Raw genomic sequence first — 24620 nt, 5'->3', positions numbered from 1 at the left:
TTTACTACACTGGTGGGTATGTTGATTTTGTTTCCGCCGTCTGAGGGTAAGACTCCTGCCACATCTGGTGCTGGGGTTGAGTTGGGTGAGCTGGTGGCTCCTGAGTTGACGGGGGCTCGTGAGGCTGTGGTGGATGAGCTGGTGCGGGTCAGTGGCTTACCCGATGCTGGGCAGCTTTTGAAGGTGGGCCCGTCGCTGGTGGCTGAGGTTGAGAGGAATACCCGTTTGTGGTCGGAGCCTGTGGCTCCTGCTTCTGAGGTGTATTCAGGTGTCTTGTTTGAGGCTTTTGGCTACGGCTCTTTGAGTGAGGACGCCCGGGCACGGGCTGATAGGGCTGTGGTGGTGATTTCTGCGGCTTGGGGTGCGGTGACTCTGTCGGATAGGATTCCAGCCTACCGCCTGTCAATGGGCACCAAGCTGGGTGAGATCGGTGATTTAGCTAAGTTTTGGAAGGGCGAGCTCAAGCGCCCCTTAGATGAGTTAGCCGGGGATCAGCTGGTGGTGGATGGCCGCTCTGCTGCCTATGCGAAGGCGTGGACGCCCGCCTCGCAGCGCCACCTGCTGGTGCGGGTTGAGAAGGTTGCTGCTGACGGTAGCCGCAAGGTGGTTTCACACATGGCTAAGCATTATCGGGGTCTGTTGGGCCGCTATCTGGTGCAGGAGAATTTGACCGGTATTGAGGACGCCGGTGAGCTGGTTGAGGCTCTTTCCCCCGGCTTTGAAGTGGAGTTGCTCTCCCCCACCGAGAAGAAGCCGGGTACTCTGACTCTTCTGGTGAGGGAGGAGCGTCCCTAGCGGGTGGAGGCTGAGCCTTCTACCTGCCCGGTTGAAACGGTGAAATCCCAGGGGTCGGTGTTGAGGGTCGAGACGTAGGTTTCGACTCCGAAACCCCGTTCTGCGAGCTTTTCGGTAAGTAGCCGGGCTGCTCCGTCCATCCAGAGCCATTCGCTGGCGTAGTGGGAGCAGTCAATCAGAGCCGGGGTACCTCCACTGATGAGCGCCTGTTCCCTAGCTTCTGAGGCGGGGTGGTGGCGCAGATCAGCGGTGATATAAACGTCTGCACCAGATGCCCGAGCTTCCCCGAAGAGGGAGTCCCCTGCCCCGGTGCAGAGGGCAATTTTTTGCACTTGTTGGTCAGCCCGTCCGGCGATGCGTAGCCCGCCGGCTGTAGCGGGCAAAAACTCTGCAATTTTTTCTGCCAGTTCTTTGAGGCTGACGGGGGCAGGCAGCTGGCCAACTCGACCGATGCCGACGCAGACGTCCTTACCTTCAATCTGCGTTGTTTGCGCCCCGGTGAGGATGTCGGTTTCGGTGATTCCGAGTTTTTCCATGAAGATGTGGTTCGTGCCGTGGGGGGCCGAGTCGACGTTGGTGTGGGCCCCCAGTAGGCCGCAGCCGGCTTCTATCAGGGTGTGGACGATTTCGCCCTTGTAGTCGGTATCGGGCAGGAAGGAGGCCCCGCGCAGGAGCAGGGGGTGGTGGGTAATCAGAAGGCCTGCCCCCCGGTCTGCTGCTTCTCGGGCGGTTGCGACAGTTGCGTCCACGGCAAACCCTACGCGGCTAACTCGGGCATTCTGGCGGCCCACGACAAGGCCGACGGAGTCCCAGGACTCGGCAAGGGCAGGCGGGAATAACTCGTGAAAAGCAGTCAGGACGTCCGCGAGGGTTGGGGACTTGGAAGAGGTGGATTCAGTCATGCCCCTATTCTTTCACGAACCTTCTTCGCCTGAGCGGGAATAAAAAGCCCACTGCCTGGCTTGTATCTGACATGCAAAGTTTTGTTGTGGGTGGCGGCTGTTTTTGGTGCATTGACGCCGTATACCGCCAGTTTGAAGGAATCACTGCAAGTATCAGCGGCTATACCGGGGGTCGTACGGTAAACCCCACCTACCGGGAGGTCTGTTCAGGCAGCACCGGCCATGTTGAAGTGGTCAAGGTCGAGTTCGATGAGTCCGTCATTCCTGCCGACACCGTGCTCGATATCTTCTTCACCTCGCACGATCCCACCAGCTGGGATCGTCAGGGGGCGGACGCCGGTTCCCAGTACCGTTCGGCCCTCTACTACGAGGACGAGGAGCAGAAGGCCCTCTTTGAAGCTGCCATAGACCGGGCCCAGCAGCTATGGGACCAGCCCATTGTCACGGTGGTCGAACCCCTGGGCCCTTTCTATGAGGCTGAGAGCTACCACCAGAACTACTATGGCCTGAATCCCTACCAGGGCTACTGCATGGCTGTTATCAACCCCAAGCTGGCTAAGACCAGGCAACATTACGCCAGGTTTCTTAAGGTTTAAGGTCCTGTCCCCTCTCCCCTAAACTAGAGAACAACCAATTACTTTCCCCAGAAATTGAAGGATAGCCATGAGCCCCCTCTACAACAACATCACCGAAGTTGTCGGCCGCACCCCCATCGTCCGCCTCAACCGCCTGGACGCTGACCTGCCCGGCAACGTCGCAGTCAAGCTGGAATTCTACAACCCCGCCAACTCCGTCAAGGACCGCATTGGCGTAGCCATCATTGACGCCGCTGAGAAGTCCGGTGCCCTGAAGCCCGGTGGCACCATCGTTGAAGGCACCTCCGGTAACACCGGTATCGCCCTGGCTATGGTGGGTGCAGCCCGCGGCTACAAGGTTATCCTGACCATGCCCGAAACCATGAGCAACGAGCGTCGCGTCATGCTGCGCGCCTACGGGGCTGAAATCGTACTGACCCCCGGTTCTGAGGGTATGCGCGGCGCAGTTGAGAAGGCCAAGGAAATCGTAGCTTCCACCGAGAACGCTATTTTGGCTTCCCAGTTCTCCAACGAGGCTAACCCCGAGATCCACTACAAGACCACCGGCCCCGAGGTCTGGGAAGCAACCGAGGGTAAGATTGACATCTTCGTTGCAGGTGTTGGCACCGGCGGTACCGTCTCAGGTACCGGCAAGTACCTCAAGGAACAGAACCCTAACATCAAGGTTGTTGCCGTAGAGCCCAAGGACTCCCCACTGCTGACCGAGGGTAAGGCTGGCCCCCACAAGATCCAGGGCCTGGGCGCTAACTTCGTCCCCGACACCCTCAACCGCGACATCTACGACGCCGTCACCGACGTCGCCATTGATGATGCTGTAGCCACCGCCCGCAAGCTGGGCACCGAAGAGGGTATCCTGGGCGGTATCTCCTCCGGTGCAGCTGTTTGGGCAGCCCTGGAAGAGGCTAAGAAGAGCGAGAACGCAGGCAAGCTGATTGTCGCCGTTGTTCCCGACTTCGGTGAGCGTTACATCTCCACCCTGCTCTACGAGGATATCCGCGGCTAAGTCCACTGATTCTTGAGCACAGGCACCCTGCAGCCGGGGTGCCTGTGTTTTTGCTTTATTTTTGAGGACGCACCCTGCTCCGGGAATAGGGGCGAATCAAGTTTGGTTAGGGTTAGGGTAAGGCCAAGGAAACTGCCAGGAAGGGACTAACACATGAGTTTTCGTCAGCGTTTAAGGGAGGACATTGAAACCGTCCGATCCCACGACCCCGCTGCCCGCGGAGATCTTGAAATCCTCATCAACTACTCGGGTATGCATGCGGTGTGGGCCCACCGCCTGGCCCACCGCCTGTGGCAGAAAGATTCCACCAAGACCCTGGCTAGGACGCTCAGCCAGTTTGCCCGCTTCCTAACCGGGGTTGAGATCCACCCGGGGGCCACCATTGGCCGTCGTTTCTTTATCGATCACGGTATGGGTGTTGTGATTGGTGAAACTGCCGAAATTGGCGATGACGTCATGCTCTATCACGGGGTGACCCTGGGGGGCCGTTCCCTGGAGAAGGGTAAACGCCACCCTACCATTGGCGACCGGGTGACGATTGGAGCCGGGGCTAAGGTTTTGGGCCCGGTGATGATTGGCGCAGATTCTGCCATTGGTGGTAATTCAGTGGTCGTCCATGACCACCCCGAGGATTCCATTATTACGGGTATCCCGGCCCGCTCACGTCCTCGAACTCCAGAGAATAAAAAGCCCCTGGTCGATGCCGTTGAGTACGTCGATCCGACCATGTGGATCTAGTTCCGCAACCTCAAATAGAAGAAAGGACCGGCTCTCTTGAGCCGGTCCTTCTTTTAGCCTGGGTGAGACTTAGTGGGTGTGGGAGTCTTCAGCGTTGATTTCGCTGCGGTCACCACTCCACTCGGTGTGCCACATGCCTTCTGAATCCACGCGACCGTAGGTGTGGGCGCCGAAGAAGTCACGCTGGCCCTGAATGAGGGCAGCGGGCAGGCGCTTGCGACGCAGGCCATCGTAGTAGCTCAAGGAGGAGGCGAAGACCGGGACGGGCACGCCCTCAGCGGTTGCCTTGGCAACCACGCGACGCCAGGAGGGGACGAGTTCTTCCATGAGCTTCTTGAAGCCGGGGGCCAGCAGCATGTTGGCGGGGGTTTCGTTCTTGTAGGCTTCCATGATTTCGCCCAGCAGTTCTGCGCGAATAATGCAGCCTGCCCGCCATAGACCGGCAATGACGTCGAGCTTCAGGTCCCAGCCGTACTCGTCGCCGGCCTTGGCCAGCATGTCGAGGCCCTGGGCGTAGGAGACCAGCTTGGAAGCAAAGAGGGCCTTGCGGACGTCCTCGATAAACTCTTCATCGCCGTTAGCAACAGCGGTGGTTGCAATCAGGCCGGCGGGTAGTTCTTCCTGGGCCTGGGTGCGGGCTTCGGGGTTGCCGGAAGAAAGGGCACGGGCGAAGACAGATTCTGCGATACCGGAGACGGGGGCACCGAGTTCCAGGGCAGCCTGGACGGTCCAGCGGCCGGTACCCTTCTGACCTGCCTCATCAACGATGACATCGACTAGGGGCTTGCCGGTCTTGGCGTCCACCTGGGCTAGGACCTCAGCGGTGATTTCAATGAGGTAGGAGTTCAGGTCGGTGGTGTTCCAGCGCTTGAAGATTTCAGCCTGTTCAGCAGGTTCTACCCCGGCAACAGTGCGGAGCAGGTCGTAGGCTTCACCGATGACCTGCATGTCAGCGTATTCAATACCGTTGTGGACCATCTTAACGAAGTGGCCGGCACCGTCGGTTGAGATCCAGGCGCAGCAGGGATCTCCGTTGGGGGCCTTAGCTGAGATTTTCTCAAGCAGGGGGCCGAGGGACTCGTAGGACTTGGCTGAGCCACCGGGCATGATGGAGGGGCCGTTCAGGGCGCCCTCTTCGCCACCTGAGACACCGATGCCAACAAAGTGCAGGCCCTTTTCAGCGCAGGCGCGTTCGCGGCGGATGGTGTCGGGGAAGTGGGAGTTGCCGCCATCAATGATGACGTCGCCCTCGTCCAGGAGGGGGGAAAGCTGGTCGATGACTGCGTCAACGGGGCCGCCAGCCTTGACCATAATCAGGATGCGGCGGGGGGATTCGAGGGAGTCAACGAGTTCCTGCAGGGTTTCGGTGCGGATAAAGTCGCCTTCATCGCCGTGGGCTTCAAGCAGGGCATCGGTCTTTTCAACGGAACGGTTGTGCAGAGCGACGGTGTAGCCGTTGCGGGCCAGGTTACGGGCGAGGTTTGCACCCATGACGGCCAGGCCGGTGACACCAATCTGTGCCTTGCGGGCAGTATTGTTTTCAGTCATGCCTTAAAGACTACGCTGGTTGATCTGGTTTCCGCTCCTTGAGCCCTTGAGAAGCCCCTAATCTCTCATATGTTGGGAAGGCCGGTTTCAGGCAATGGGCTTATTCGTAGGTGTCGGTGAAGAGCACCCAGAGGGCAGCTGCCCCGATGACCCCAGCCAGGGCGGCAAAAATAGTCCACATGGTTACATAGGTTCCCTGGGTGATGAAGAAGATTGACAGGAGAAACCAGGTAACCGACAGGAAAACAGCTGTGAAATTTCGGGGCTTAAAGTTCTTGTGCATTGGTGCCTTTGGGAGATCTTGGGAGAGGTTCAGGACGCTGTGCGCCCCTTTCATAGTTTAGGGGCAAAAGGCGGGAAGCTGGGAGACAGATACGAAAAAGCCCCACACCGAGGTGCGGGGCTGAATCGGTGGGTCCTACCGGGATCGAACCGATGACATCCACGGTGTAAACGTGGCGCTCTACCAGCTGAGCTAAAGACCCATGTTGTCTCCGCGTTATCTCTCGCGGCAACAGGTAATACTCTACGCACTGCAGAGCTCAGGCGCAAATCGAAAATGGCCCTTCAGGGGGCAAAATCGGCCATTTTCCACCGATAAACAGGTAGCTAGAAGGTAAAATTACTGCCCTGACTAGGGGTAATAATTTTTTTGAAAAAATTTCAAAAAACTTCCTACCCACCCCCAAACAGAACCAAACCCCGCCCGAATTACCGGGCGGGGTTCGTCCTTAGGCCTACTTACCTTGCTTCATCACCAGGCGGTGGGCAGCCCAGTCAGCCGACAGGGCAGCGGTAGTTGTCATATGCAAACCAGCAAGAGGGGCCGCCTCCTGAATCTCCACAGGAGGAACATAGCCGTCACGACCATTCTTGGGGGTCAGAAGCCATACCACTCCCCCTTCATCCAGGGTCGCAAGCACATCGACAAGACCATCGACCAAATCCCCGTCGTCAGACCGCCACCACAACAGGGCCGCATCCACAACTTCTTGGTCATCCTCATCCAGTAACTCAGTGTCAAGAAAATCCTCGATTGAGTCCCTCAGATCAAAATCAACATCGTCGTCATAGCCAAACTCCTGAACCAGGTCTCCTTGAGTGAAACCCAGCCGGGAACCGACACTCTGATTAGTGGCAGCACTGGCGTCCAAACGCGTCCTCCAAAATATCTCTACATAACAACAAGGGTGAGATCCCACCCAGCCGGTGGGCTCATCACCCAGCTCAGTTATTACCTACTGAACACCCTCACCCGCCCTAAATCAACAGAACACGGGCAAAACACCCCCAAAATTTCGCCAGCAGAAAATGGCCCGGCAAGTGACGGCTATTTCACACCCACAAACCATCAGTAGGGCACCTATCAGAGGGCTGTTTATGACAACATAGAGGGTGAGTGTCTTAAGGTCGCACCAACCACGCCACCATAAGGCAAAAACATCATTCATCGGCACAGCCCCACAGGCCCGCCGGTGACCACCCAACAACAAAGAGAGGTTGACTAGTGGGACCCTCAGAAACGAACGATCACGTTTTGAGCGCACTGACCAACAGCTTCACCGACACCGACCCCGAAGAGACCAGCGAGTGGATTGAATCCTTCGATGACCTCGTCGAGGCCCACGGAACCGAACGTGCGCAGTTCATCGTCCGCTCCCTCATGCAGCGAGCAGGTCAGAAGTCCATCACCGTCCCCATGGTGACCACCACTGACTACGTCAACACCATCCCCGTCGACCAGGAACCTGAATACCCTGGCGACGAGCAGATTGAACGTCGTTACCGCGCAATGCTTCGCTGGAATGCAGCCATGATGGTCCAGCGCGCCCAGAAGGCAACCATCGGCGTTGGCGGCCACATTTCTTCATACGCCGGCGTAGCAACCCTCTACGAGGTAGGTTTCAACCACTTCTTCCGCGGCCGCAACCACCCCGGCGGCGGCGACCAGATCTTCTTCCAGGGCCACTCCTCCCCCGGTAACTACGCCCGCGCCTTCCTCGAAGGCCGTATTACCGAAGAGCAGCTCGACGGCTTCCGCCAGGAAAAGACCAAGGAAGGCAACCACCTGCCCTCCTACCCCCACCCCCGGAACCTGCCTGATTTCTGGCAGTTCCCCACCGTTTCAATGGGCCTTGGCCCCCTGAACGCTATCCACCAGGCCCAGTTCAACAAGTACCTGCATAACCGCGGTATCAAGGACACCTCCCAGCAGCATGTTTGGGCCTTCCTGGGCGACGGCGAAATGGACGAGCCCGAGTCACGCGGTGCCCTGCAGCTGGCTGCCAACGACAAGCTGGATAACCTCACCTTCGTTGTGAACTGCAACCTGCAGCGACTGGACGGCCCCGTCCGCGGTAACGGCAAGATCGTTCAGGAACTCGAAGCCTTCTTCCGTGGCGCTGGCTGGAACGTCATCAAGGTCCTCTGGGGCCGCGAATGGGACGCCCTGCTCGAGAAGGATAAGACCGGCGAGCTCGTCCGTATCATGAACGAAACCCGCGACGGCGACTACCAGACCTACAAGGCTGAGTCCGGCGGCTTCATCCGCGAACACTTCTTCGGCCAGACCCCCGAAACCAAGGAACTCGTCGCCGACATGACCGACGACGAGATCTGGGCTATGAAGCGCGGTGCCCACGACTACCACAAGGTCTACTCCGCCTTCAAGGCAGCTGTTGAGCACAAGGGCCAGCCCACCGTCGTCCTTGCCCAGTCTGTTAAGGGTTACGGCCTGGGTGCCTCCTTCGAGGCCCGCAACGCCACCCACCAGATGAAGAAGCTGTCCATGGAGGACCTCAAGCAGTTCCGCGACCACCTGCGGATCCCCATCTCTGATGAAGAGCTGGAGAAGGACCTCTACAACCCGCCCTACTACCACCCCGGTAAGGACTCTGAGGAATACAAGTACCTCATGGCCCGCCGTGAGGAACTGGGCGGCTTCGTCCCCTCCCGCAAGAACACCCAGCCCGAAATTACCCTGCCCTCCGACAAGGCCTACAAGGGCGCCTTCAAGGGCACCGGTAAGCAGATGGCTGCAACCACCATGACCTTCGTGCGTCTGCTCAAGGACCTCATGCGGGAGAAGGACTTCGGCCACCGTATCGTGCCCATCATCCCCGATGAAGCCCGTACCTTCGGTATGGACTCCTACTTCCCCACCGCCAAGATTTACAACCCCAACGGCCAGAACTACCTGGCAGTTGACCGTGAACTCATGCTGGCCTACAAGGAATCACCCGAGGGCAAGATCATCCACGTGGGCATTAACGAAGCTGGCGGTACCGCTGCCTTCACCGCCGTAGGTACCTCCTACGACACCCACGGCGAGCCCATGATCCCGGTCTACATCTTCTACTCCATGTTTGGCTTCCAGCGCACCGGTGACGCCTTCTGGGCTGCCGGCGACCAGCTGACCCGCGGTTTCATCATGGGTGCAACCGCTGGCCGCACCACCCTGACCGGTGAAGGCCTGCAGCACGCAGATGGCCACTCACCGATCCTGGCTGGTACCAACCCCGCAGTGATCCACTACGATCCTGCTTTCGGTTACGAAATTGGCCACATCGTCAAGCGCGGTATCGAGCACATGTACGGCACCAAGGACGAAGACCACAACGTGATGTACTACATCACCGTCTACAACGAGCCCATTCAGCACCCTGCAGAGCCTGAAAACCTCGACGTTGACGGCCTTCTCGGCGGTATCTACCGCTACAGCGAAGCCAAGAACGACGGCCCCCGCGCCCAGATTCTTGCCTCCGGTGTAGCAGTTCCCTGGGCAGAAGAAGCCCAGCGCCTGCTGGCTGAAGACTGGGGCGTTTCTGCCGACGTCTGGTCTGTTACTTCCTGGACCAACCTGCGTCGGGACGGCCTGGCCGCTGAGCGTGAACTGCTCAACGATCCGACCGCCACCCCCCGCACCCCCTTCGTTGCCCAGCAGCTGGAAGGTGCAACCGGCCCCATCGTTGCTGTGTCTGACTACCAGACCGACCTCATGGACGGTATCCGCCAGTTCGTTCCCAACGAATTCGCAACCCTTGGTGCAGATGGCTTCGGCTTCTCAGACACCCGCGCCGGTGCCCGCCGCTTCTTCAAGATCGACGCCGAGTCCATCGTCGTCCGAACCCTGCAGATGCTGGCCAAGCGGGGCGAAGTTCCTGCCGATGCCCCTGCCAAGGCATTTGAGAAGTACGATCTCAACAACATCAACGCCGGTACTTCAGGTACCGCAGGTGGCGACGCCTAAGGCCTAGTTCCACCGATGTGCTCAACAGCCCCCGAGGTTATTCTCGGGGGCTGTTGTGTTGCTACTGCCCTCCCTGGGCGGGTTCTGCGGTATCCAGGAGGCTTCCTGTGAGTTTGCCTGAGTTTCTTCTGGACGGCGCGGTTCAGCCAATCTCGGTGGGTTTTCGGGAGTAGGATAATTATTTGAAAGAAAACCCGGTATCTTTCAAGTTCCGGTTTTAGCTCAACAAGAGGCGGTATAGATACGTGAAAGCACTCGTGTGCCCCGGTCAGGGCTCCCAGAAGCCCGGTTTTCTCACCGAATGGCTAGAGGTTGACGGTGTACGGGAGCACCTTGAAAAGCTCTCAGCTGCAGCTGACCTGGATCTGGTCTACTACGGTACTGAAGCAGACGAAGAGACCATCAAAGACACTGCTATCGCCCAGCCCCTCATCGTTGCTGCCGGCATCGTCACCGGCCGTCTAGCCCAGAAAGCCCTGGGGGACGAAAACCTTATCTACGCTGGTCACTCGGTAGGTGAAATCACCGCAGCCGCTCTCTCTGATGTGCTCAGCGAAGAAGATGCCATGCGCTTTATCAAGGTCAGAGCAACCGGAATGGCCCAGGCAGCTGCAGTGGTACCCACCGGAATGACTGCAGTCCTAGGCGGTGTTGAGGAGGAGGTCCGCGAGGCAATCTCAGCAGCAGGCCTCACCGCAGCCAACTCCAACGGGGCAGGCCAGATTGTGGTAGCAGGCTCTTTGGAAGATCTTGCCGCCTTCGCCGAAAACCCGCCCGCAAAAACCCGGGTGATTCCCCTAAAGGTAGCTGGCGCCTTCCATACCCAGTACATGGCCGATGCCCAGGGCCCCCTGAGTGAATTTGCTGCTGGCCTCACACCAGGTGAGCCGACTGCGTCCTTGCTCTCAAACTACGATGGTCAGCCCGTAGCCAACGGCCAGGCTGCTCTTGACTCCCTGGTGGCCCAGGTGACCCGCCCCGTCCGCTGGGATCTATGCATGGCAACCATGGGCAAACTCGGCCTGGACCACATCATTGAAGTTGCCCCCGCAGGCACCCTTATCGGCCTGGCCAAGCGAGCCCTGAAGGGGGTTCCCGGTTCAGCCATCAACTCCCCCGCCGACCTCGACGCTCTGACCAACTAAAGCCTAAATTCCAAGGAAAGACCACTCATGACGACCCTCAAGCAGGTTGAGTTCAACCGTTGCTCAAAGATTTTGGGCTACGGCGCTGCCCGCCCAGACCTTCTGGTGACCAACGATGATATCGCCGGCCCCATTGACTCATCCGATGAATGGATTGTTCAGCGCACCGGCATCAAAACCCGCCACCGGGCCTCAGACAAGATTTCCGTCACCGACCTAGCTGTAGGTGCAGCCCAGGACGCCCTGGCAGCCTCTGGAGTCAGTGGTGAAGAGCTGGATGCCGTCATTGTGGCAACTATCTCCCACCCCTACGCCACCCCCGCCCTGGCCACCCTGGTGGCCGAAGCAGTCGGGTCAAAAGCCCCGGCCTATGACATTTCCGCCGCCTGCGCCGGCTTCTGCTACGGCATTGCCCAGGCTGATGCCCTAGTCCGTTCCGGTACCGCCCAGAAGGTACTGGTCATTGGTGTCGAGAAACTGTCAGATTTCATTGATAACACCGAACGCACTATCTCCTTCCTGCTTGGGGACGGTGCCGGGGCGGCCGTCGTTGGCGTCTCGGACGAGCCCGGCATCGGCCCCACCATTTGGGGTTCGGACGGCGAGCGCTGGGGGGCAGTTGGCATGACCCACTCCCTGTTGGATATCCGCAACCGGGACTTTGTCGCCAACCCTGTCCAGGAGGGCGAGAAGCTGTGGCCCACCCTGCGCCAGGACGGCCAGACCGTCTTCCGCTGGGCGGTCTGGGAAATGGCAAAGGTCGCCCAGCAGGCCCTAGACGCTGCTGGCCTCACCGCAGAAGATTTGGGTGCCCTGGTGACCCACCAGGCCAATATGCGAATCATTGACCAGATGGTCAAGACCCTGAAGCTACCCGAGTCAGTACTTGTTGCCCGCGATATTGAATGTGCTGGTAACACCTCTGCTGCCTCTGTACCCCTGGCGGCCCACCAGCTGCTTAAGGATAATCCGCAGCTTTCTGGCAAGTTTGCCCTGCAGATTGGTTTTGGCGCTGGCCTGGCCTATGCTGCCCAGGTGGTCAAACTCCCCTAACCTGTTTCCCTCCCCCGGGCGTCCCCAATTATTTTGAAAAATGTAAGATTTATTTCAAAAATTTGGGGCGTCAGAACTACAGTTAGCCCTGGTGAGGGTCTACACTCATGTGTGGAGGCTAATGCTCCACAAGAGCTGAGATATATTTAGCCCTGGTCCGGTTTCAGGCCGGAGCAGTAGTCAGACAGCGGCCCAGGTCGCCCTACCGTGATAAAGGAGCCAACATGGCAGATCAGAACGAGATCCTCGCAGGTCTTGCAGAAATCGTAAACGAAGAGACCGGCGTTGAGGTAGCTGACGTTCAGCTCGACAAGTCCTTCACTGAGGACCTCGATATCGACTCCATCTCCATGATGACCATCGTGGTGAACGCTGAAGAGAAGTTCGGCGTCACCATTCCCGACGAAGAGGTCAAGAACCTCAAGACCGTCGGCGATGCAGTTAACTTCATTGCTAACGCCTAAAGAGCGTTGAAAAAGGTTGGGCACGCACTGGTTCGTGTCCAACCTCCTTTTTTCTTTCACCCCCTCAGTATTCATGAAGGATTAAGATGACTCGAAAAGTTGTGGTGACCGGCCTAGGAGCTATTACCCCGATTGGTGCCGACGTTCCAACCACCTGGCAGAATGCTTTGGCTGGTGTCTCTGGAATCAGCACCATTGATGAGCCCTGGGTCAGTGAATATGACCTTCCGGTTTCAATTGCTGGCCGGGTTGCCCAGGATGCGGTGGAGACCGGACGGGTGTCTAAGGTTGAAGCTAAGCGTCTTGATCCTTCGGGCCAGTTGGCCTTGGCAGCTGCCCGGGAGGCCTGGGAGGACGCTGGCTTCAGCGGCCCCGATGCTGAAGCTGCTGATGAGTGTGACCCGCTGCGTACCGCAGTTGCATTTGGTACCGGTATTGGCGGTGTCTGGACGCTTTTGGACGCCTGGGATACTTTGCGGGAGAAAGGTCCCCGTCGTATGCTGCCCATGACCGTGCCCATGCTGATGCCCAATTCTAACGCGGCAGCTGTTTCCATGAATTTGAAGGCCCGGGGCTCTGCCCAGACTGTTGTCTCTGCCTGTGCTTCTTCTACTGAGGCTTTGGAGCTTGGTCTGATGTTGATCCGCTCCGGCAAGGCTGATGTTGTTATTGCTGGTGGTTCTGAGGCTGCGATTCACCCCATGACTATCGGGGCTTTTGCGAAGATGCAGGCCCTGTCGACCCGCAACGATGACCCGCAGGGGGCCTCCCGTCCCTACGATACTGGCCGTGATGGCTTTGTCATGGGTGAAGGTGGTGCGGCCCTGGTGCTTGAGTCTGAGGAACATGCTAAGGCCCGTGGCGCCCGTATCTATGCTGAACTAGCCGGTACCGGTGTCTCAGCCGACGCCCACCACATCACCGCTCCTGATCCGGCAGCGCTCGGGGCGACTCGCGCCTTGCGTGAAGCCCTTGCTGACGGTGGTATTTCACCTGAGCAGGTCGTCCATGTGAATGCTCACGCGACCTCTACCCCGGTAGGCGACATCCCTGAGTCCCTGGCCCTGCGCGAAGTCTTTGGGGATCACACCGGCAAGGTAGCTGTTTCAGCGACCAAGTCTATGACCGGCCATCTTCTCGGTGCTGCTGGTGCCCTGGAGGCTGTTCTGACCGTCCTGGCCCTCTACCATCGGAAGGCTCCTTGCACCATTAACCTGCAGGAGAAGGACCCCGAGATTGATCTCGATATTGTGACCGATGCTCGGGATCTCCCTTCCGGTGAGATTGCTGCTGTTTCCAATTCCTTCGGTTTTGGTGGCCATAATGCGGTAGCTGCTTTCAAGAGTGTTGAGAGCTAAGGTGTTTGACCGCTAGAGCCATGTGACCTCCTTCCCTTGGTTCGGGGAGGGAGGTCTTCTTTTATGAAGGTGCCCGCCGGACGGTGCCGGTGGACTGCCCTGGGTGGGAGAGGCGGAAGGGTTCTAGTTCTTCATCCCAGGGTTCTCCCAAGGCCAGAGAGAACTGTCGGTACAGTTCCTGGTAGTTACCTGCTGCTTGTTCGAAGGCGTATTTGATGCGGTCTTCGGTTACGGTGAAATTGCCTTGCCTATCTACGGTAACAGTGCAGATTCCCAGGTTAGGGGTATGCATAATGCGGAGGGCATCGCTGCTGGCTGTTGCCCCTTCAGTGATTTCGAAGTAGGTGGAGCCGACGGGGCGGAGGGCTGATGCTATGCGGGCGGCTGTGCCTGCTGGTCCTTCCCAGAGGAGGTCAGTGCAGAGGTGGCCGGGCAGGTGGTGTTGGGGTTTCCACAAGAGGGGTGGCCCCTGCCCTACTACTGCATCTAGGGCCCATTCGAGGTGGCTGGTGAGGGCTGCAGGTGAAGCGTGCAGGAAAATGTAGCCCCCGGTGTGGTCGGCCCGGGGGTGGTTAGGATTGGTCTGCGAAGCTGCTTTCATCGTGCTTCTATTCTACGGGGTGTACCTTCATCAGGCCCGGGGGTGGGCCCTGTGGTAGGCTGCAGCCAGACGTTCTACGGAGACGTGGGTGTAGACCTGGGTTGTTGCCAGGGAGCTGTGGCCAAGGAACTCCTGGACTGCACGGATATCAGCCCCGCCGTCTACCATGTGGGTGGCTGCTGTGTGGCGGAAGACGTGGGCCCCGGTTGCGGTGGTATCGGACAGGGTGGAGAGCAGGAGGGTGAGATCCTGCCTGATTTGGCGGGGGTTTGCCCGTTTGCCTCGGGGGCCAAGAAAGAGGGCATGTTGGGGACTGGGGCGGGGGCTTGTTTCTGAGCCTGCTGCCGGTAGCCATTGGGGCCGTCCCCGGCTGACCCACCGGTTAAGGGCTTTGAGGGCCGGTTGGCCGATGGGAATGATACGTTCCTTGTTTCCCTTACCGATTACTCTGACGGTGAGGTTAGTTCTATCAATGCTGGTAAGGTCCAGGTTGCAGAGTTCAGAGATGCGTAAGCCCGTTGAGTAGAGCACTTCAAGGGTTGCGTTGAGCCGAAGCAGCCTGGGGTTGGTGGGGTCTTCTGCCAGTGCTTGGGCAAGGGTTGCCTGGAGCTGGTGCATGTGAGCCTGGCTGAGGACGTCCGGCAGGTGCTTTTCCTTTTTGGGGGTGGTGAGTTTGAGGGCCGGGTTATGGGGAATCAGCTCTTCGTCCTCAGCCCAGGCAAAAAAGGTCCGTAAGGACGAGGTCCGGCGGGCTATCGAGGATCGGGCTGCTTGGTGCCGGTGGAGTTGGGCCAGCCAGGCTCGAAGTAGTTCAAGATCGACCTGGGTCAGATGGGTTATTCCCCGTCTTCGGGCAAAACCGAAAAAGTCCTTGAGGTCTGACTGATAGGAGCGGATGGTTTCAGGGGACCGGTGGAGCTCATAGGTGAGGTACCTCCGGTAGGACTCTAGGGCTAGGGTCAGCTCCCTATCTTCAGAAATATCGGAGGGGCCAATTTTCAAGGTAGTGGGGTTCTCCCCTGCCGTCGGTGGTGTCATTGGCCTACCTCCCCTCAGTCTTTTAGGTTCAAGCCGCCAGGTTTCCTAGGCCACCGGCTAGGGTCTATGGTCTTGTTTCATTCTAGCCGGTCTAGCCCTGGGTGGGTTTGGCCTTTCTCCACCCCTGCCCCTGGTTTTCAGCTAAGCCGAGGCTGCTGAGCTGGGTCAGGGCTATCATGACGGTCCGGGCTGGAACCGAGGAATCAGCAGAGACTGCTTCTACCGTAGCGCAGGCCCTGAGGGGTAGGGTGTCCCAGACCCGTTTTTGGACTTCTGTGAGTGAATCAATGAGGGCCTGTTCCCCCTGCGGTGGTGTGAAGAGACTCTGCTCTGGTGGGGCTGAGAGGTCAAGCCTGCCCTGTGAAATGTGGTGGGCATCGGTGATGAGCTGGGCCAGGCCGTCGCGAATGAGCCGGTGGCAGCCCTCTGAACTGGGGGAAAAGATGGGGCCCGGGACGGCGTAGAGGGTCCTTCCCATTTCTAAGGCGTAGTGGGCTGTGTTGAGGGCCCCGCTCCTCCACCTTGCTTCAACCACAACTGTGCTATGGGCTATCGCTGCTATCATCCGATTGCGGTCTAGAAATCGGTATCGGGTGGGATTCTGCCCCAGGGGCACCTCACTGAGTACAAGGCCCTGGTCGATGACCTGCCGTAGAAGGGGCTCGTTGCTCTTGGGATAGAGGCGGTCAAGTCCCCCCGCCATGAAGGCAAGGGTGGGAATTGGTGCCGTCCCGAGGGCCAGGGCTGCTGTGTGGGCGGTCGCATCGATGCCGAAGGCTCCTCCGGAGATGACGGTGGTTCCTGCCCGGGCGAGGTCACCGGCAAGCTGGCCTGTTACCGCCTTACCGTAGGCGGTCATGTCGCGGGAGCCGACCACGGCAACGCACTGGGGATAGGCCAAGGTGGCTAGTTTTCTGCGATCTCCCCTGCCCCACAGAGCGACGGGGGTTTTCTCTGCCAGGTCGTTGAGGGCAGCTGGCCAGTCCGGGTCTTCTGGTACCACTAGCCAGGCCTGGCAGGCCTTAGCCAGTGCCAAGTCTTGGTCAGCAGTGATTCCGCCCCGCCGTCTTTGCCACCGTTCCTTGCGTTCAGTGATCCCCTGGAGGAGGTAGGAGCGGAGCCTTGGATCTTCTCTTTGGGCCGATTCAAGAGCGGCGGTCAGGACAGTTGGTGTCAGGGTGGTTCTGCCCGTGAGGTAGTCTGCGGTGGAAAGTGGGCCAAAGAGCTGGATGAGGGCTGCGGTTACAGCATCTTGGGGGTCAGTGATTCGGAGTATTTCAGCCCTGGCCCGGCGGATTGGCTCAAGGTCTGGTGGTGGTAGGAGAGTCATAGGGTCAGGCTTTCTGTGCTGAGATTTCTGAAGTAGAGGGCAAGGTCAAGATGGTCTTTCGAAGGGCTGGGGCTACCATCCAGGTCAGCCATGGTCCAGGCCGTCCTTAGCACCCGGTCAAAGCCCCGGGCAGTTAGGGTGCCGCGGTCTAAGGCGTCCGAAAGTGAGGAGGTCAAAGCGGCGTCCAGTTTGAGGGGACCCCGCAGGATTTTTCCGTTCGTTTCTGCATTGGTTGAAATCCCGTATGGGGAAAGCCTGTCCCGCTGGGCTTGGCGGGCTTGTACTACCCGCTCCCTCATGGATGCAGATGACTCATTGGTTCCGCTAGCTGCCAATTCTGTTGCGGTGACTTTGGGGACGGTGAGCTGAAGGTCAATACGGTCTAAAAGTGGCCCAGATAGCTTGCCAAAGTAGGCCCTTCGTTCCCGGGCTGAACAGGTACACGATAGGCCCCGTCCGATATTGTTGCCACAGGGGCAGGGGTTTGCTGCCAGAATCAGTTGAAACCGGGCCGGGTACCTCGCTGAGGAAGCAGATCGGTCAATCATAATTTCCCCACTTTCTAAAGGTTGCCGGAGGGAATCGAGAACCGTTCGTTTAAACTCCGGAGCCTCATCGAGAAAGAGCACGCCCCGGTGGGCCTTAGAAACGCAACCGGGTTTGGGGATCCCGCTGCCTCCGCCCAGAATGGCAGGTGAACTGGCTGTATGGTGGGGGGCTTCAAAGGGAGGAACTGTCATCAGCTCCCGGCGCGGGGCCCCAGCTGCACAGAGGGAATGGATGGCTGTAACTTCCATGGCAGACTCAGGATCCAAGGGAGGCAAAATGCTCGTGAGCCGTTCAGCCAGCATGGTCTTACCAGAACCGGGTGGGCCGTTGAGGAGCAGGTGGTGGCCTCCAGCAGCCGCAATTTCCAGGGCTAGGCGGCCCTCCTGCTGGCCTGATACATCAGCCATATCCGGGGTAATCAGGGTGAGAGCATCATCAGCAGGTTCGGGCCGGGGACGCTCACGGGCTGGTCGGCGCAGCTTCTCAGGATCTTTGGCCCCCAGGGCTGCAAAAACCTCAGCCAGGCAGGAAACCCCGATAACTTCGGCCCCCACCACCAGTTTGGCCTCCTCAGCATTACCTCGGGGAACAACGACCTGCTGATAGCCAGCGTCCACGGCAGCTTTGACAGCAGGAAGAATACCAGCTACCTCCCTAACACTGCCGTCAAGGCCTGCCTCCCCCAGAAACACTGTGGTTCCGGACGGCTTCAACTCACCATCTGCTTGCAAGGCAGCTACCACCATCGCAAGATCAAAGGCCGTGCCTCGTTTAGGCAGGGTGCTAGGTGATAAGTTCACGGTGAGCTTCTGCTGGGGCAGCCCAATTCCTGTGTTCTTGGCTGCTGACCGGATCCGGTCTTTGGATTCCTGCAGGGAATGGTCAGGCAGACCAAGCAAAACGAAGCCAGGTAGGGCCGTTGAAATATCAGCTTCTACCTCAATCACATGGCCTGTGACGCCAACAAGGGCAACGGAGTAGGTCCGGGCAAAACCCACCTCTACACCACCGCCTTCCGGTGTTCAAAGGTAAAGCGGCCTGGGGTTCCCCAAATAGCAACTGCGTCAATGCGGATCCCGCTGTATTCGCCGGTGTTTTCCGAACACCAGGCGTAGGCTAGTTGGCGAAGTTTCTTGCCCTTCTCCCGGGTGATGGATTCAAGAGGATGACCAAAGCCTTCGCCCGTCCGGGTTTTAACCTCAACAAACACTAAGGTCTGGTCCTGGTCAACCATGACACAATCAATCTCTCCTCTCAGCCCTGTCCCCCTGGAACCAGGCTGGGGCCGCCAGTTCTGATGCAAGAGGGTCAGACCCCGGGTCTGCAAAATAGTGCAGGCCATGGCCTCGCCCCAGCGGCCAACAGCACTAGAACTGGTTGTGCTGTTGGAATGTGGTTCCGGTCTATGCATGGAAACTCCAATCGCTCATAACTCTGTGGTGTTTCCTCATCATGGCCCTGCACCCTACCCCATACCAAGACACCAGGAACCTGTGCAAACACCTTCACCACTGTTTACCCAGGCCACGCCCTCTTTCCTGGCTATACATCTCACCAATTGGTGAATCCTTGCCCCTCTATGACGACAGCACTACAAGCTGTTACCGACTCCCCCACCCACAAAAAACCGCCCCGGGGCGAACCCGGGGCGGCGGCATCCGTCCTTGCTATTGTGAGTCAGCAGGCGGATCAAAATCATTCATACTGGGCACCACAAAGTCCTCAGCTGCAGTACGTTCTTCAACATTCACGTCCTTGACGGAATAAACACGAACATTTTTCACGAAACGAGACGAGCGGAAAATATCCCACACCCACACGTCTTGCATCTCAACTTCAAAATAGAGAGAACCATCTGCTGTGCGCGGGGTAACCTGCACCTGATTAGCCAGATAGAAGCGGCGGTCTGTTTCTACAATGAAGGTAAAAAGTTCAGCAACCCGCTTGTACTCCTCATACAGGGCAAGTTGGGCACCGGACTCGTAGTTATCGAGGTCTTCGCTAGACAAGGTCATCCTCCAAACGGGCCACATAGGCCTGCTGTATCTGCTCTGCTGTCGCCGGTAGCGACCAGCTCAAACGGTGGTAAGGGCTCGGCCCCAGCAGCGTAATCGCCTGCCGGTGGGCAGCTGACCCGTACCCCTTATTCTTCGCCCACTCGTAGGCGGGCACAAGCTCATGGAGCCGCTCCATCTGGGCATCCCGGTCAACCTTAGCAACCACCGAGGCTGCAGCAATCGACGCGCACCGGTAGTCACCCTTAATTTCCATCTGGACGGGGCCAAACCAGCCAGCCGGGCTGTCAGAATCAGCCCAGGCCTCTTGCACCAGCTCAGAGTAGAGAGCCTCCGCGGGGCCGTCATCCGAAAAGAGGGCAGCCTCCGGCGGAGTGAGCCAGTCGTGCTTCCCGTCCAGAAGGACGGCGTCCGGAAAGACCCCCAGGGCAGCTACCTGGGCCAGGGCCCGCTGGCCAGCTAATCTCAGTGCCAGGGTGATTCCCAGGGCATCAATTTCAGCCGGGCTCGAACTTGCAACTGCTGTGGGCACCCAGTCCCGCACCAACGGTGCCATGGCCAGGCGTTTTTTCTCGGTCAGGGCCTTTGAATCAATCAGTCCGTCAATGTCCAGCTGGGTCTTAGGGGTTACAACAGCAACACCGACGGTAGCTGGGCCAGCAAGAGGGCCCCGACCCACTTCATCCATACCTGCAACCAAGGAAAAGCCTCGTTCAAAGAGACTTGTCTCAACGCTGAAATCAGCGAATTCAACCGGAGAGGGCATTACTCTTCAGTATCCGGCACGTTCGCAAAAACATCATCGGGCTGCTGAACAAAAGTGAAGCTGTCCAGCGGCCAGGCAACCACGAATACCTCACCGACGACGTCCGCATCGTTGATGAACTCGGTGGCGGTTTCAATGTGGTAGCGGGAGTCAGCAGAGTTAGCGCGGTTATCGCCCATTACGAAGTAGGAGTTCTGGGGCACAATCACGTCAAAGGCAAGCTCGGTGGGCAAAACACCCGGCTTCAGGTAGGTTTCATTCAGCTCAACACCATTGACCAGGATCCGGCCATCAGCGGTACCCACCACATGGTCACCGCCAACCCCGATCACACGCTTGACCAGGTAGTTTGACGAACTATCGGGCATGACGCCCACGAAGGACAGAACATCTTGAACCGGGTTCGTGGTGGAGGAAACAGGCATCCACCCCTTCGTGTCCTTGAATACAACGATGTCGCCGCGCTCAGCCTCCCCAAAGAGGGAGCCTGCGATATTGACGAAGACCCGATCATTGATCTGTAGGGTATCTTCCATCGAGCTTGACGGAATGTAGAAACCACGAACCACAAAGGTCTTCAGCAGGAAAGCAATGAGCACTGCATAGAGAAGAATCAGGGCATATTCTTTCACAATGCCGTTCTCGCGGCGGCGCTTACCGCCACGCGGCTTCTCTTGCTCCTGGTCCTCGTCCTGAGTGTTCTCGATAGGTTCAGGGTTCTGGTGCTCCATAGCGGCCTTTCCGGGGTTGGTTTCTACTGCTTAAGTTTAGTTTGGTTGTCTGCGAATCGTCTGAGGACGCGATAGGTTGGGTTTAGCCTGCCCGGGTCAGGGGCCAGAGGGTAGCAACCGGGGTTCCAATGATTCGGTCGGTGCGGATGAGCCCACCACCGGGTGCCCCTAGGAGAGCCCTAGAATCTACAGACTCTGATCGGTGATCGCCCATGACCCACATGCGGCCTGCAGGCACCGTCACGGAGAAGGATTGCTCACTCGGGGCGTTGCCTGAAAAGAGGTAGGACTCTTCAAGTTTTTGGCCGTTGACCAGTAGGTAGCCGTCGGCGTCACAGCATTCAACGGTATCCCCTTCAAGTCCGATCACTCGCTTGATGTAGACGGTATCTGACCCTGACCCTGTCAGCCCAAGCCACTGCCCTGCCGTCCCCACCGGATCTCTTACCCAGGGACTTCCCGACTGGTAGGGGGCGAAGGAACCCATGCCATCAAAGACGACGACGCTCCCCCGCTCGGGTGTGCGGTCTAGTTTCGATACCAGGATCCGATCGCCCGGTTCAAAGGTAGGCTGCATTGACCCCGAGGGGATGTAGTAAACGTCCACCCAGAAGGCCCTGATGAGGACCAGCAGGCTGACAGCAAGGGCTGCGGCAACTGCAACAAGGCGCCACCCCTTCAAGAAGGGTTGGCGCCTTGTCTCAGCGGATTCGGCGGTTGTGCCTGCGTCCATTGAAAGCCGAATAAACCTATATGGCTTAGGCTTCGCGCTTCTCGCGGATACGAGCAGCCTTGCCGTGGCGGTCGCGCATGTAGTAGAGCTTTGCACGGCGGACGTCACCGCGGGTGACAACCTCAATCTTTTCGATGACGGGTGAGTGTACGGGGAAGGTACGCTCTACGCCAACACCGAAGGAAACCTTGCGGACGGTGAAGGTTTCGCGGACGCCAGCGCCCTGACGGCCAACAACGAAGCCCTTGAAGACCTGGACACGGCTGCGGTTACCTTCAACAATGTTGACGTGGACGTTCAGGGTGTCGCCGGGGCCGAACTCGGGGATGTCGTTGCGAAGTGACTTGTTGTCAATGAAGTCAAGAGTCTGCATTGAGTTTCTCCGTGAATATCTCTGCCGCAGGTCAAACATATTCGTGTTTCGCGTAGGCAGTGTCTGAGGGCTTCTCACGAAGCCAGACCGGTGCTGTCTACGAGTAAGTTTGTCTCACCGGAACCATCTTTAGGTACCGGTGGTCCGTGTTGTTGCTGGTCGCTCTTCCCCCTGCGGCAGGGGCGTGCCCAACACGAACACAAAGAAAAATTATCCCACAGAAAACCCGCCTGCACCAGGGGTGTGGCGGCGGGCGTCCTGAACTTAAATGTGAGCTTACCTACTTTAGGTGAGCTACTCTGCTAATTCGCTCTGGGCTGCCGCCTGGCGGGCAGCTTTTTGCTCGGTGTGCAGCTCCTGTAGGAGCTTGCGGTCTTTTTTGTCCCAGTTTTCAGCGGGGTAGGACTTGACCATGTCGGGTCGGCGGGTAAAGGTGCGCTTGATTTGCTCGTCGCGGCGCCAGCGGGCAATGGCCCCGTGGTTGCCAGAAAGAAGGACGGACGGCACCTCCTGGTCGCGCCAGGTGGCTGGCTTGGTGTAGACCGGGTATTCCAGCAAGCCACCGGTGTGGGATTCTTCGGCCAGGGACTCGGGGTTGCCCATCGCGCCGGGTATCAGGCGGGTAATGGCCTCAATCATGACCATCACGGCCACCTCGCCCCCGTAGAGCACATAGTCACCGATGGATACTGGCATCACCCTGAACTCGGTTTCGGCCCAGTCCAGCACGCGCTCATCAATACCTTCATAGCGGGCCGGAGCGAAGACGATGTGTTCTTCTTCGGCCAGGTCGTAGGCCAGCTGCTGGTTGAAGACTGCACCGGCCGGTGAGGGCACAATCAGTAGGGGCTTTTTCCCGTCTGCCCGTGCGGACGCCGGTGAGGCAGCCAGGGCCTGGTCCAGGGCCAGGCCCCAGGGTTCGGGTTTCATGACCATGCCCGCTCCCCCGCCGTAGGGGGTATCATCAACGGTTTTATGCCGGTCAAAGGCAAAGTCCCGCAGGTTGGTCAGGTGCAGGTCAACCTTGCCTGATTCGCGGGCCTTGCCCATGAGGGATAGTTCGAGGGGGGCCAGGTATTCGGGGAAGATGGTGATGACATCAAAGCGCATGGGGTTTAGCCCTGCTCGCTCTCGGGGTCAGATTCGTCGTCTTCATCGCTATTGAGTTCGAGCAGGCCGGCGGGCGGGTTGATGATAATGTAGCCCTCCTCGGTATCGATGGCCGGGACGAGCTCTTCCACGAAGGGAATCATAACTTCTTCACCGTCTGCGGTGTATTCCAGAACCAGAAGGTCCTGGGTGGGCATGGTCTGCAGGCCGGTGACGATGGCAATGGGCTCTTCAGGTAGGTAGCCGTCCTTAATCTCGGAGGCTAGGTAGACCGGCAGGTCAAGGAGCTCATGCTCATAGTAGCCCTCGTCATCGCTCTCGGTTTCTGCTTCATTAGCAGAGTCAAAGGTGAGGCGGGTGTCGCGGAGTTCTTCGGCCTGGTTGCGGTTGGTGACTTGTTCGAAGGCTACGACCAGGATTTTCTTGTTCCAACGGGATTTTTTGACGGTGAGGGTGCCGGCGGGGGCGATTGAACCTGCGGGGCTTGCGGGGTTGAAGTTTTCGATGTCGAGGACGGATCCGGGAGCGAAGCGTTCTTCGGGGGCGTCGGTGAAGAGCTGGACGGTGACTTCGCCGCGGATGCCGTGGGGCTTGCCGATGCGGGCAACTAGAACCTGCATGGGTTCTCCTTGGGGTGGTGACGTGTGGGGCTTGGGTCTAACTTTACCGGGTTTTGCGGACGCCGGTGGGAAGATACAAGATGGCCCCTACAGCTCGTAAGCGGTAGGGGCCTCTTGAGAAGTATTCAGTTAGCGTCGCTTGTCCGTGTCAATGACGTCTACGCGCACATGGTCGCCGCCGTTGATGGCGTTGACCACGGTGCGGATGGACTTGGCGGTGCGGCCAGAGCGGCCAATCACACGACCCAGGTCAGCTGGGTTAACACGGACTTCCAGAGTCTCCCCGCGGCGGCCCGGCTTTGAGCGGACTACCACGTCGTCCGGGTTATCGACAATACCCCGAACGAGGTGTTCGAGAGCGTCTGCCAACATGATTACTCAGCTGCTTCCTCAGAAGCTGCTTCTTCAGCAGCCTCTTCTGCGGGAGCTTCTTCAGCAGCCTCTTCAGCCTTGTCTTCACCCTTGGGGGTGATGGCCTCAGGGAGGATGACCGAACCCTTTTCGGGAACAACGAACTCGGGCTTGGCGTCAACGGGCTTAACGGTTGACTCAGCCTTTTCACCCTTGGCAGCAGCCAGGTCACCGGTCAGCTTCAGCAGAGCAGCTACCTGCTCGGTGGGCTGGGCGCCAACTGACAGCCAGTACTGGGCACGCTCTGAGTTGATCTCGATGCGTGAGGGGTTTTCGGTCGGGTGGTAAATGCCGATTTCCTCGATAGCCTTACCGTCACGCTTGGTGCGTGAGTCAGCTACTACAACACGGTAGCGGGGATCGCGGATTTTACCGAAACGCTTCAGACGAATTTTAACAGCCACTGTAGTGGTTTCTCCTGTTTTCTATACATGTTTGAGGTCGAGATCCGGCTCGTGGGGCGGGCCGTCCTTCAACCCCTGCGGACACAAT

The 24620-nt window shown here is 58.5% G+C and carries 27 protein-coding genes and 1 tRNA gene; 9 read left to right on the top strand and 19 right to left on the bottom strand.

Going from position 1 to position 24620, the window contains the following annotated elements; all coding sequences use genetic code 11:
- The first annotated feature begins 18 nt into the window (after positions 1 to 18).
- Positions 19 to 795: a YaaA family protein gene (locus ACMXX3_RS01290; RefSeq protein ID WP_421083007.1), complete on the top strand. Its 777-nt coding sequence runs from the start codon at positions 19 to 21 to the stop codon at positions 793 to 795.
- On the opposite strand, the gene ACMXX3_RS01285 is transcribed toward ACMXX3_RS01290, so the two are convergent.
- Positions 792 to 1697 (bottom strand): Nif3-like dinuclear metal center hexameric protein, encoded by a 906-nt coding sequence (locus tag ACMXX3_RS01285; protein WP_421083006.1) that lies wholly within the window; start codon positions 1695 to 1697, stop codon positions 792 to 794. The genes ACMXX3_RS01290 and ACMXX3_RS01285 overlap by 4 nt on opposite strands.
- Before the next feature lie 71 nt (positions 1698 to 1768).
- Between ACMXX3_RS01285 and msrA the strand changes: the two genes are divergently transcribed.
- From msrA to epsC, 3 genes are all read left to right on the top strand, one after another.
- Positions 1769 to 2293, top strand: coding sequence for a peptide-methionine (S)-S-oxide reductase MsrA (msrA, locus tag ACMXX3_RS01280; protein WP_421083005.1), 525 nt, complete (start codon positions 1769 to 1771; stop codon positions 2291 to 2293).
- 67 nt (positions 2294 to 2360) lie between these two features.
- Positions 2361 to 3296 carry a cysteine synthase A gene (gene cysK / locus ACMXX3_RS01275; RefSeq protein WP_421083004.1) on the top strand — a complete coding sequence of 312 codons (936 nt, stop codon included), beginning with the start codon at positions 2361 to 2363 and terminating at the stop codon, positions 3294 to 3296.
- Positions 3297 to 3449: 153 nt separating this feature from the next.
- Entirely contained in the window at positions 3450 to 4034 is a 585-nt protein-coding gene (gene epsC / locus ACMXX3_RS01270; RefSeq protein WP_421083003.1) for a serine O-acetyltransferase EpsC, read from the top strand.
- A gap of 69 nt (positions 4035 to 4103) precedes the next feature.
- On the opposite strand, the gene gndA is transcribed toward epsC, so the two are convergent.
- The 4 genes from gndA to ACMXX3_RS01250 form a co-directional block, all read right to left on the bottom strand.
- Positions 4104 to 5582, bottom strand: a complete 1479-nt coding sequence (gene gndA, locus ACMXX3_RS01265; protein WP_421083002.1) for an NADP-dependent phosphogluconate dehydrogenase — start codon at positions 5580 to 5582, stop codon at positions 4104 to 4106.
- Positions 5583 to 5682: 100 nt separating this feature from the next.
- On the bottom strand, positions 5683 to 5865 hold the full coding sequence (locus ACMXX3_RS01260) for a hypothetical protein (protein ID WP_421083001.1): 183 nt from the start codon (positions 5863 to 5865) through the stop codon (positions 5683 to 5685).
- Between the two features lie 129 nt (positions 5866 to 5994).
- Positions 5995 to 6067, bottom strand: a tRNA-Val gene (locus ACMXX3_RS01255).
- Positions 6068 to 6319: 252 nt separating this feature from the next.
- A complete protein-coding gene (locus ACMXX3_RS01250) occupies positions 6320 to 6736 on the bottom strand; it encodes a DUF3052 domain-containing protein (RefSeq protein WP_421083000.1) in 417 nt (138 codons plus the stop codon).
- A 383-nt stretch (positions 6737 to 7119) separates the two neighbouring features.
- Here ACMXX3_RS01250 and aceE point away from each other — a divergent pair, with 383 nt between their 5' ends.
- From aceE to fabF, 5 genes are all read left to right on the top strand, one after another.
- Complete coding sequence (gene aceE / locus ACMXX3_RS01245; RefSeq protein WP_421082999.1) at positions 7120 to 9831, top strand: pyruvate dehydrogenase (acetyl-transferring), homodimeric type; 2712 nt, start codon at positions 7120 to 7122, stop codon at positions 9829 to 9831.
- Positions 9832 to 10076: 245 nt separating this feature from the next.
- Positions 10077 to 10976 (top strand): ACP S-malonyltransferase, encoded by a 900-nt coding sequence (locus tag ACMXX3_RS01240; protein WP_421082998.1) that lies wholly within the window; start codon positions 10077 to 10079, stop codon positions 10974 to 10976.
- Positions 10977 to 11003: 27 nt separating this feature from the next.
- Positions 11004 to 12029 carry a beta-ketoacyl-ACP synthase III gene (locus ACMXX3_RS01235; protein WP_421082997.1) on the top strand — a complete coding sequence of 342 codons (1026 nt, stop codon included), beginning with the start codon at positions 11004 to 11006 and terminating at the stop codon, positions 12027 to 12029.
- A 224-nt stretch (positions 12030 to 12253) separates the two neighbouring features.
- Positions 12254 to 12493, top strand: a complete 240-nt coding sequence (locus ACMXX3_RS01230; RefSeq protein ID WP_421082996.1) for an acyl carrier protein — start codon at positions 12254 to 12256, stop codon at positions 12491 to 12493.
- 86 nt (positions 12494 to 12579) lie between these two features.
- Positions 12580 to 13851 (top strand): beta-ketoacyl-ACP synthase II, encoded by a 1272-nt coding sequence (gene fabF, locus ACMXX3_RS01225; protein ID WP_421082995.1) that lies wholly within the window; start codon positions 12580 to 12582, stop codon positions 13849 to 13851.
- Between the two features lie 61 nt (positions 13852 to 13912).
- Here fabF and ACMXX3_RS01220 read toward each other — a convergent pair whose 3' ends face one another.
- The 14 genes from ACMXX3_RS01220 to rpsP form a co-directional block, all read right to left on the bottom strand.
- Complete coding sequence (locus ACMXX3_RS01220; RefSeq protein ID WP_421082994.1) at positions 13913 to 14452, bottom strand: DUF3145 family protein; 540 nt, start codon at positions 14450 to 14452, stop codon at positions 13913 to 13915.
- A gap of 30 nt (positions 14453 to 14482) precedes the next feature.
- A complete protein-coding gene (locus ACMXX3_RS01215; protein WP_421082993.1) occupies positions 14483 to 15490 on the bottom strand; it encodes a tyrosine recombinase XerC in 1008 nt (335 codons plus the stop codon).
- Positions 15491 to 15581: 91 nt separating this feature from the next.
- Positions 15582 to 16820, bottom strand: coding sequence for a DNA-processing protein DprA (gene dprA / locus ACMXX3_RS01210; protein WP_421082992.1), 1239 nt, complete (start codon positions 16818 to 16820; stop codon positions 15582 to 15584).
- Positions 16817 to 18367 carry a YifB family Mg chelatase-like AAA ATPase gene (locus ACMXX3_RS01205; RefSeq protein WP_421082991.1) on the bottom strand — a complete coding sequence of 517 codons (1551 nt, stop codon included), beginning with the start codon at positions 18365 to 18367 and terminating at the stop codon, positions 16817 to 16819. Before ACMXX3_RS01205 ends, dprA begins: the two co-directional genes overlap by 4 nt.
- 2 nt (positions 18368 to 18369) lie before the next feature.
- A complete protein-coding gene (locus tag ACMXX3_RS01200; protein ID WP_421082990.1) occupies positions 18370 to 18780 on the bottom strand; it encodes a YraN family protein in 411 nt (136 codons plus the stop codon).
- Positions 18781 to 19036: 256 nt separating this feature from the next.
- The gene (locus ACMXX3_RS01195) at positions 19037 to 19378 is read right to left on the bottom strand and encodes a DUF2469 family protein (RefSeq protein WP_421082989.1); all 342 of its coding nucleotides are present in this window, start codon (positions 19376 to 19378) and stop codon (positions 19037 to 19039) included.
- Positions 19371 to 20150: a ribonuclease HII gene (locus tag ACMXX3_RS01190; protein WP_421082988.1), complete on the bottom strand. Its 780-nt coding sequence runs from the start codon at positions 20148 to 20150 to the stop codon at positions 19371 to 19373. Before ACMXX3_RS01190 ends, ACMXX3_RS01195 begins: the two co-directional genes overlap by 8 nt.
- Positions 20150 to 20881: a signal peptidase I gene (gene lepB / locus ACMXX3_RS01185; protein ID WP_421082987.1), complete on the bottom strand. Its 732-nt coding sequence runs from the start codon at positions 20879 to 20881 to the stop codon at positions 20150 to 20152. The genes ACMXX3_RS01190 and lepB (ACMXX3_RS01185) overlap by 1 nt, the downstream gene beginning before the upstream one ends.
- An 82-nt stretch (positions 20882 to 20963) precedes the next feature.
- Positions 20964 to 21614: a signal peptidase I gene (gene lepB / locus ACMXX3_RS01180; protein ID WP_421082986.1), complete on the bottom strand. Its 651-nt coding sequence runs from the start codon at positions 21612 to 21614 to the stop codon at positions 20964 to 20966.
- 25 nt (positions 21615 to 21639) lie between these two features.
- The gene (gene rplS, locus ACMXX3_RS01175; protein WP_237207899.1) at positions 21640 to 21987 is read right to left on the bottom strand and encodes a 50S ribosomal protein L19; all 348 of its coding nucleotides are present in this window, start codon (positions 21985 to 21987) and stop codon (positions 21640 to 21642) included.
- 294 nt (positions 21988 to 22281) lie between these two features.
- Positions 22282 to 23097: a tRNA (guanosine(37)-N1)-methyltransferase TrmD gene (gene trmD, locus ACMXX3_RS01170; protein ID WP_421082985.1), complete on the bottom strand. Its 816-nt coding sequence runs from the start codon at positions 23095 to 23097 to the stop codon at positions 22282 to 22284.
- 5 nt (positions 23098 to 23102) lie between these two features.
- Positions 23103 to 23717, bottom strand: coding sequence for a ribosome maturation factor RimM (gene rimM / locus ACMXX3_RS01165; protein ID WP_421082984.1), 615 nt, complete (start codon positions 23715 to 23717; stop codon positions 23103 to 23105).
- 129 nt (positions 23718 to 23846) lie between these two features.
- A complete protein-coding gene (locus ACMXX3_RS01160) occupies positions 23847 to 24089 on the bottom strand; it encodes an RNA-binding protein (protein WP_421082983.1) in 243 nt (80 codons plus the stop codon).
- A 2-nt stretch (positions 24090 to 24091) separates the two neighbouring features.
- Complete coding sequence (rpsP, locus tag ACMXX3_RS01155) at positions 24092 to 24532, bottom strand: 30S ribosomal protein S16 (RefSeq protein ID WP_421082982.1); 441 nt, start codon at positions 24530 to 24532, stop codon at positions 24092 to 24094.
- Positions 24533 to 24620 lie beyond the last annotated feature (88 nt).

Source organism: Rothia nasimurium (genome assembly GCF_049068285.1).
GTDB lineage: Bacteria > Actinomycetota > Actinomycetes > Actinomycetales > Micrococcaceae > Rothia > Rothia nasimurium_I.
The sequence above is the reverse complement of the archived record's forward strand: the minus strand, read 5'-3'. Positions and strand labels throughout refer to the sequence as shown.

Coding starts and splice junctions, on each gene's coding strand:
- ACMXX3_RS01290 (WP_421083007.1), top strand. CDS start 19: ATGTTGATTTTGTTTCCGCCGTCTGAGGGTAAGACTCCTGCCACATCT.
- ACMXX3_RS01285 (WP_421083006.1), bottom strand. CDS start 1,697: ATGACTGAATCCACCTCTTCCAAGTCCCCAACCCTCGCGGACGTCCTG.
- msrA (WP_421083005.1), top strand. CDS start 1,769: ATGCAAAGTTTTGTTGTGGGTGGCGGCTGTTTTTGGTGCATTGACGCC.
- cysK (WP_421083004.1), top strand. CDS start 2,361: ATGAGCCCCCTCTACAACAACATCACCGAAGTTGTCGGCCGCACCCCC.
- epsC (WP_421083003.1), top strand. CDS start 3,450: ATGAGTTTTCGTCAGCGTTTAAGGGAGGACATTGAAACCGTCCGATCC.
- gndA (WP_421083002.1), bottom strand. CDS start 5,582: ATGACTGAAAACAATACTGCCCGCAAGGCACAGATTGGTGTCACCGGC.
- ACMXX3_RS01260 (WP_421083001.1), bottom strand. CDS start 5,865: ATGCACAAGAACTTTAAGCCCCGAAATTTCACAGCTGTTTTCCTGTCG.
- ACMXX3_RS01235 (WP_421082997.1), top strand. CDS start 11,004: ATGACGACCCTCAAGCAGGTTGAGTTCAACCGTTGCTCAAAGATTTTG.
- ACMXX3_RS01230 (WP_421082996.1), top strand. CDS start 12,254: ATGGCAGATCAGAACGAGATCCTCGCAGGTCTTGCAGAAATCGTAAAC.
- fabF (WP_421082995.1), top strand. CDS start 12,580: ATGACTCGAAAAGTTGTGGTGACCGGCCTAGGAGCTATTACCCCGATT.
- ACMXX3_RS01220 (WP_421082994.1), bottom strand. CDS start 14,452: ATGAAAGCAGCTTCGCAGACCAATCCTAACCACCCCCGGGCCGACCAC.
- ACMXX3_RS01215 (WP_421082993.1), bottom strand. CDS start 15,490: ATGACACCACCGACGGCAGGGGAGAACCCCACTACCTTGAAAATTGGC.
- dprA (WP_421082992.1), bottom strand. CDS start 16,820: ATGACTCTCCTACCACCACCAGACCTTGAGCCAATCCGCCGGGCCAGG.
- ACMXX3_RS01200 (WP_421082990.1), bottom strand. CDS start 18,780: ATGCATAGACCGGAACCACATTCCAACAGCACAACCAGTTCTAGTGCT.
- ACMXX3_RS01190 (WP_421082988.1), bottom strand. CDS start 20,150: ATGCCCTCTCCGGTTGAATTCGCTGATTTCAGCGTTGAGACAAGTCTC.
- lepB (WP_421082987.1), bottom strand. CDS start 20,881: ATGGAGCACCAGAACCCTGAACCTATCGAGAACACTCAGGACGAGGAC.
- lepB (WP_421082986.1), bottom strand. CDS start 21,614: ATGGACGCAGGCACAACCGCCGAATCCGCTGAGACAAGGCGCCAACCC.
- rplS (WP_237207899.1), bottom strand. CDS start 21,987: ATGCAGACTCTTGACTTCATTGACAACAAGTCACTTCGCAACGACATC.
- trmD (WP_421082985.1), bottom strand. CDS start 23,097: ATGCGCTTTGATGTCATCACCATCTTCCCCGAATACCTGGCCCCCCTC.
- rimM (WP_421082984.1), bottom strand. CDS start 23,717: ATGCAGGTTCTAGTTGCCCGCATCGGCAAGCCCCACGGCATCCGCGGC.
- ACMXX3_RS01160 (WP_421082983.1), bottom strand. CDS start 24,089: ATGTTGGCAGACGCTCTCGAACACCTCGTTCGGGGTATTGTCGATAAC.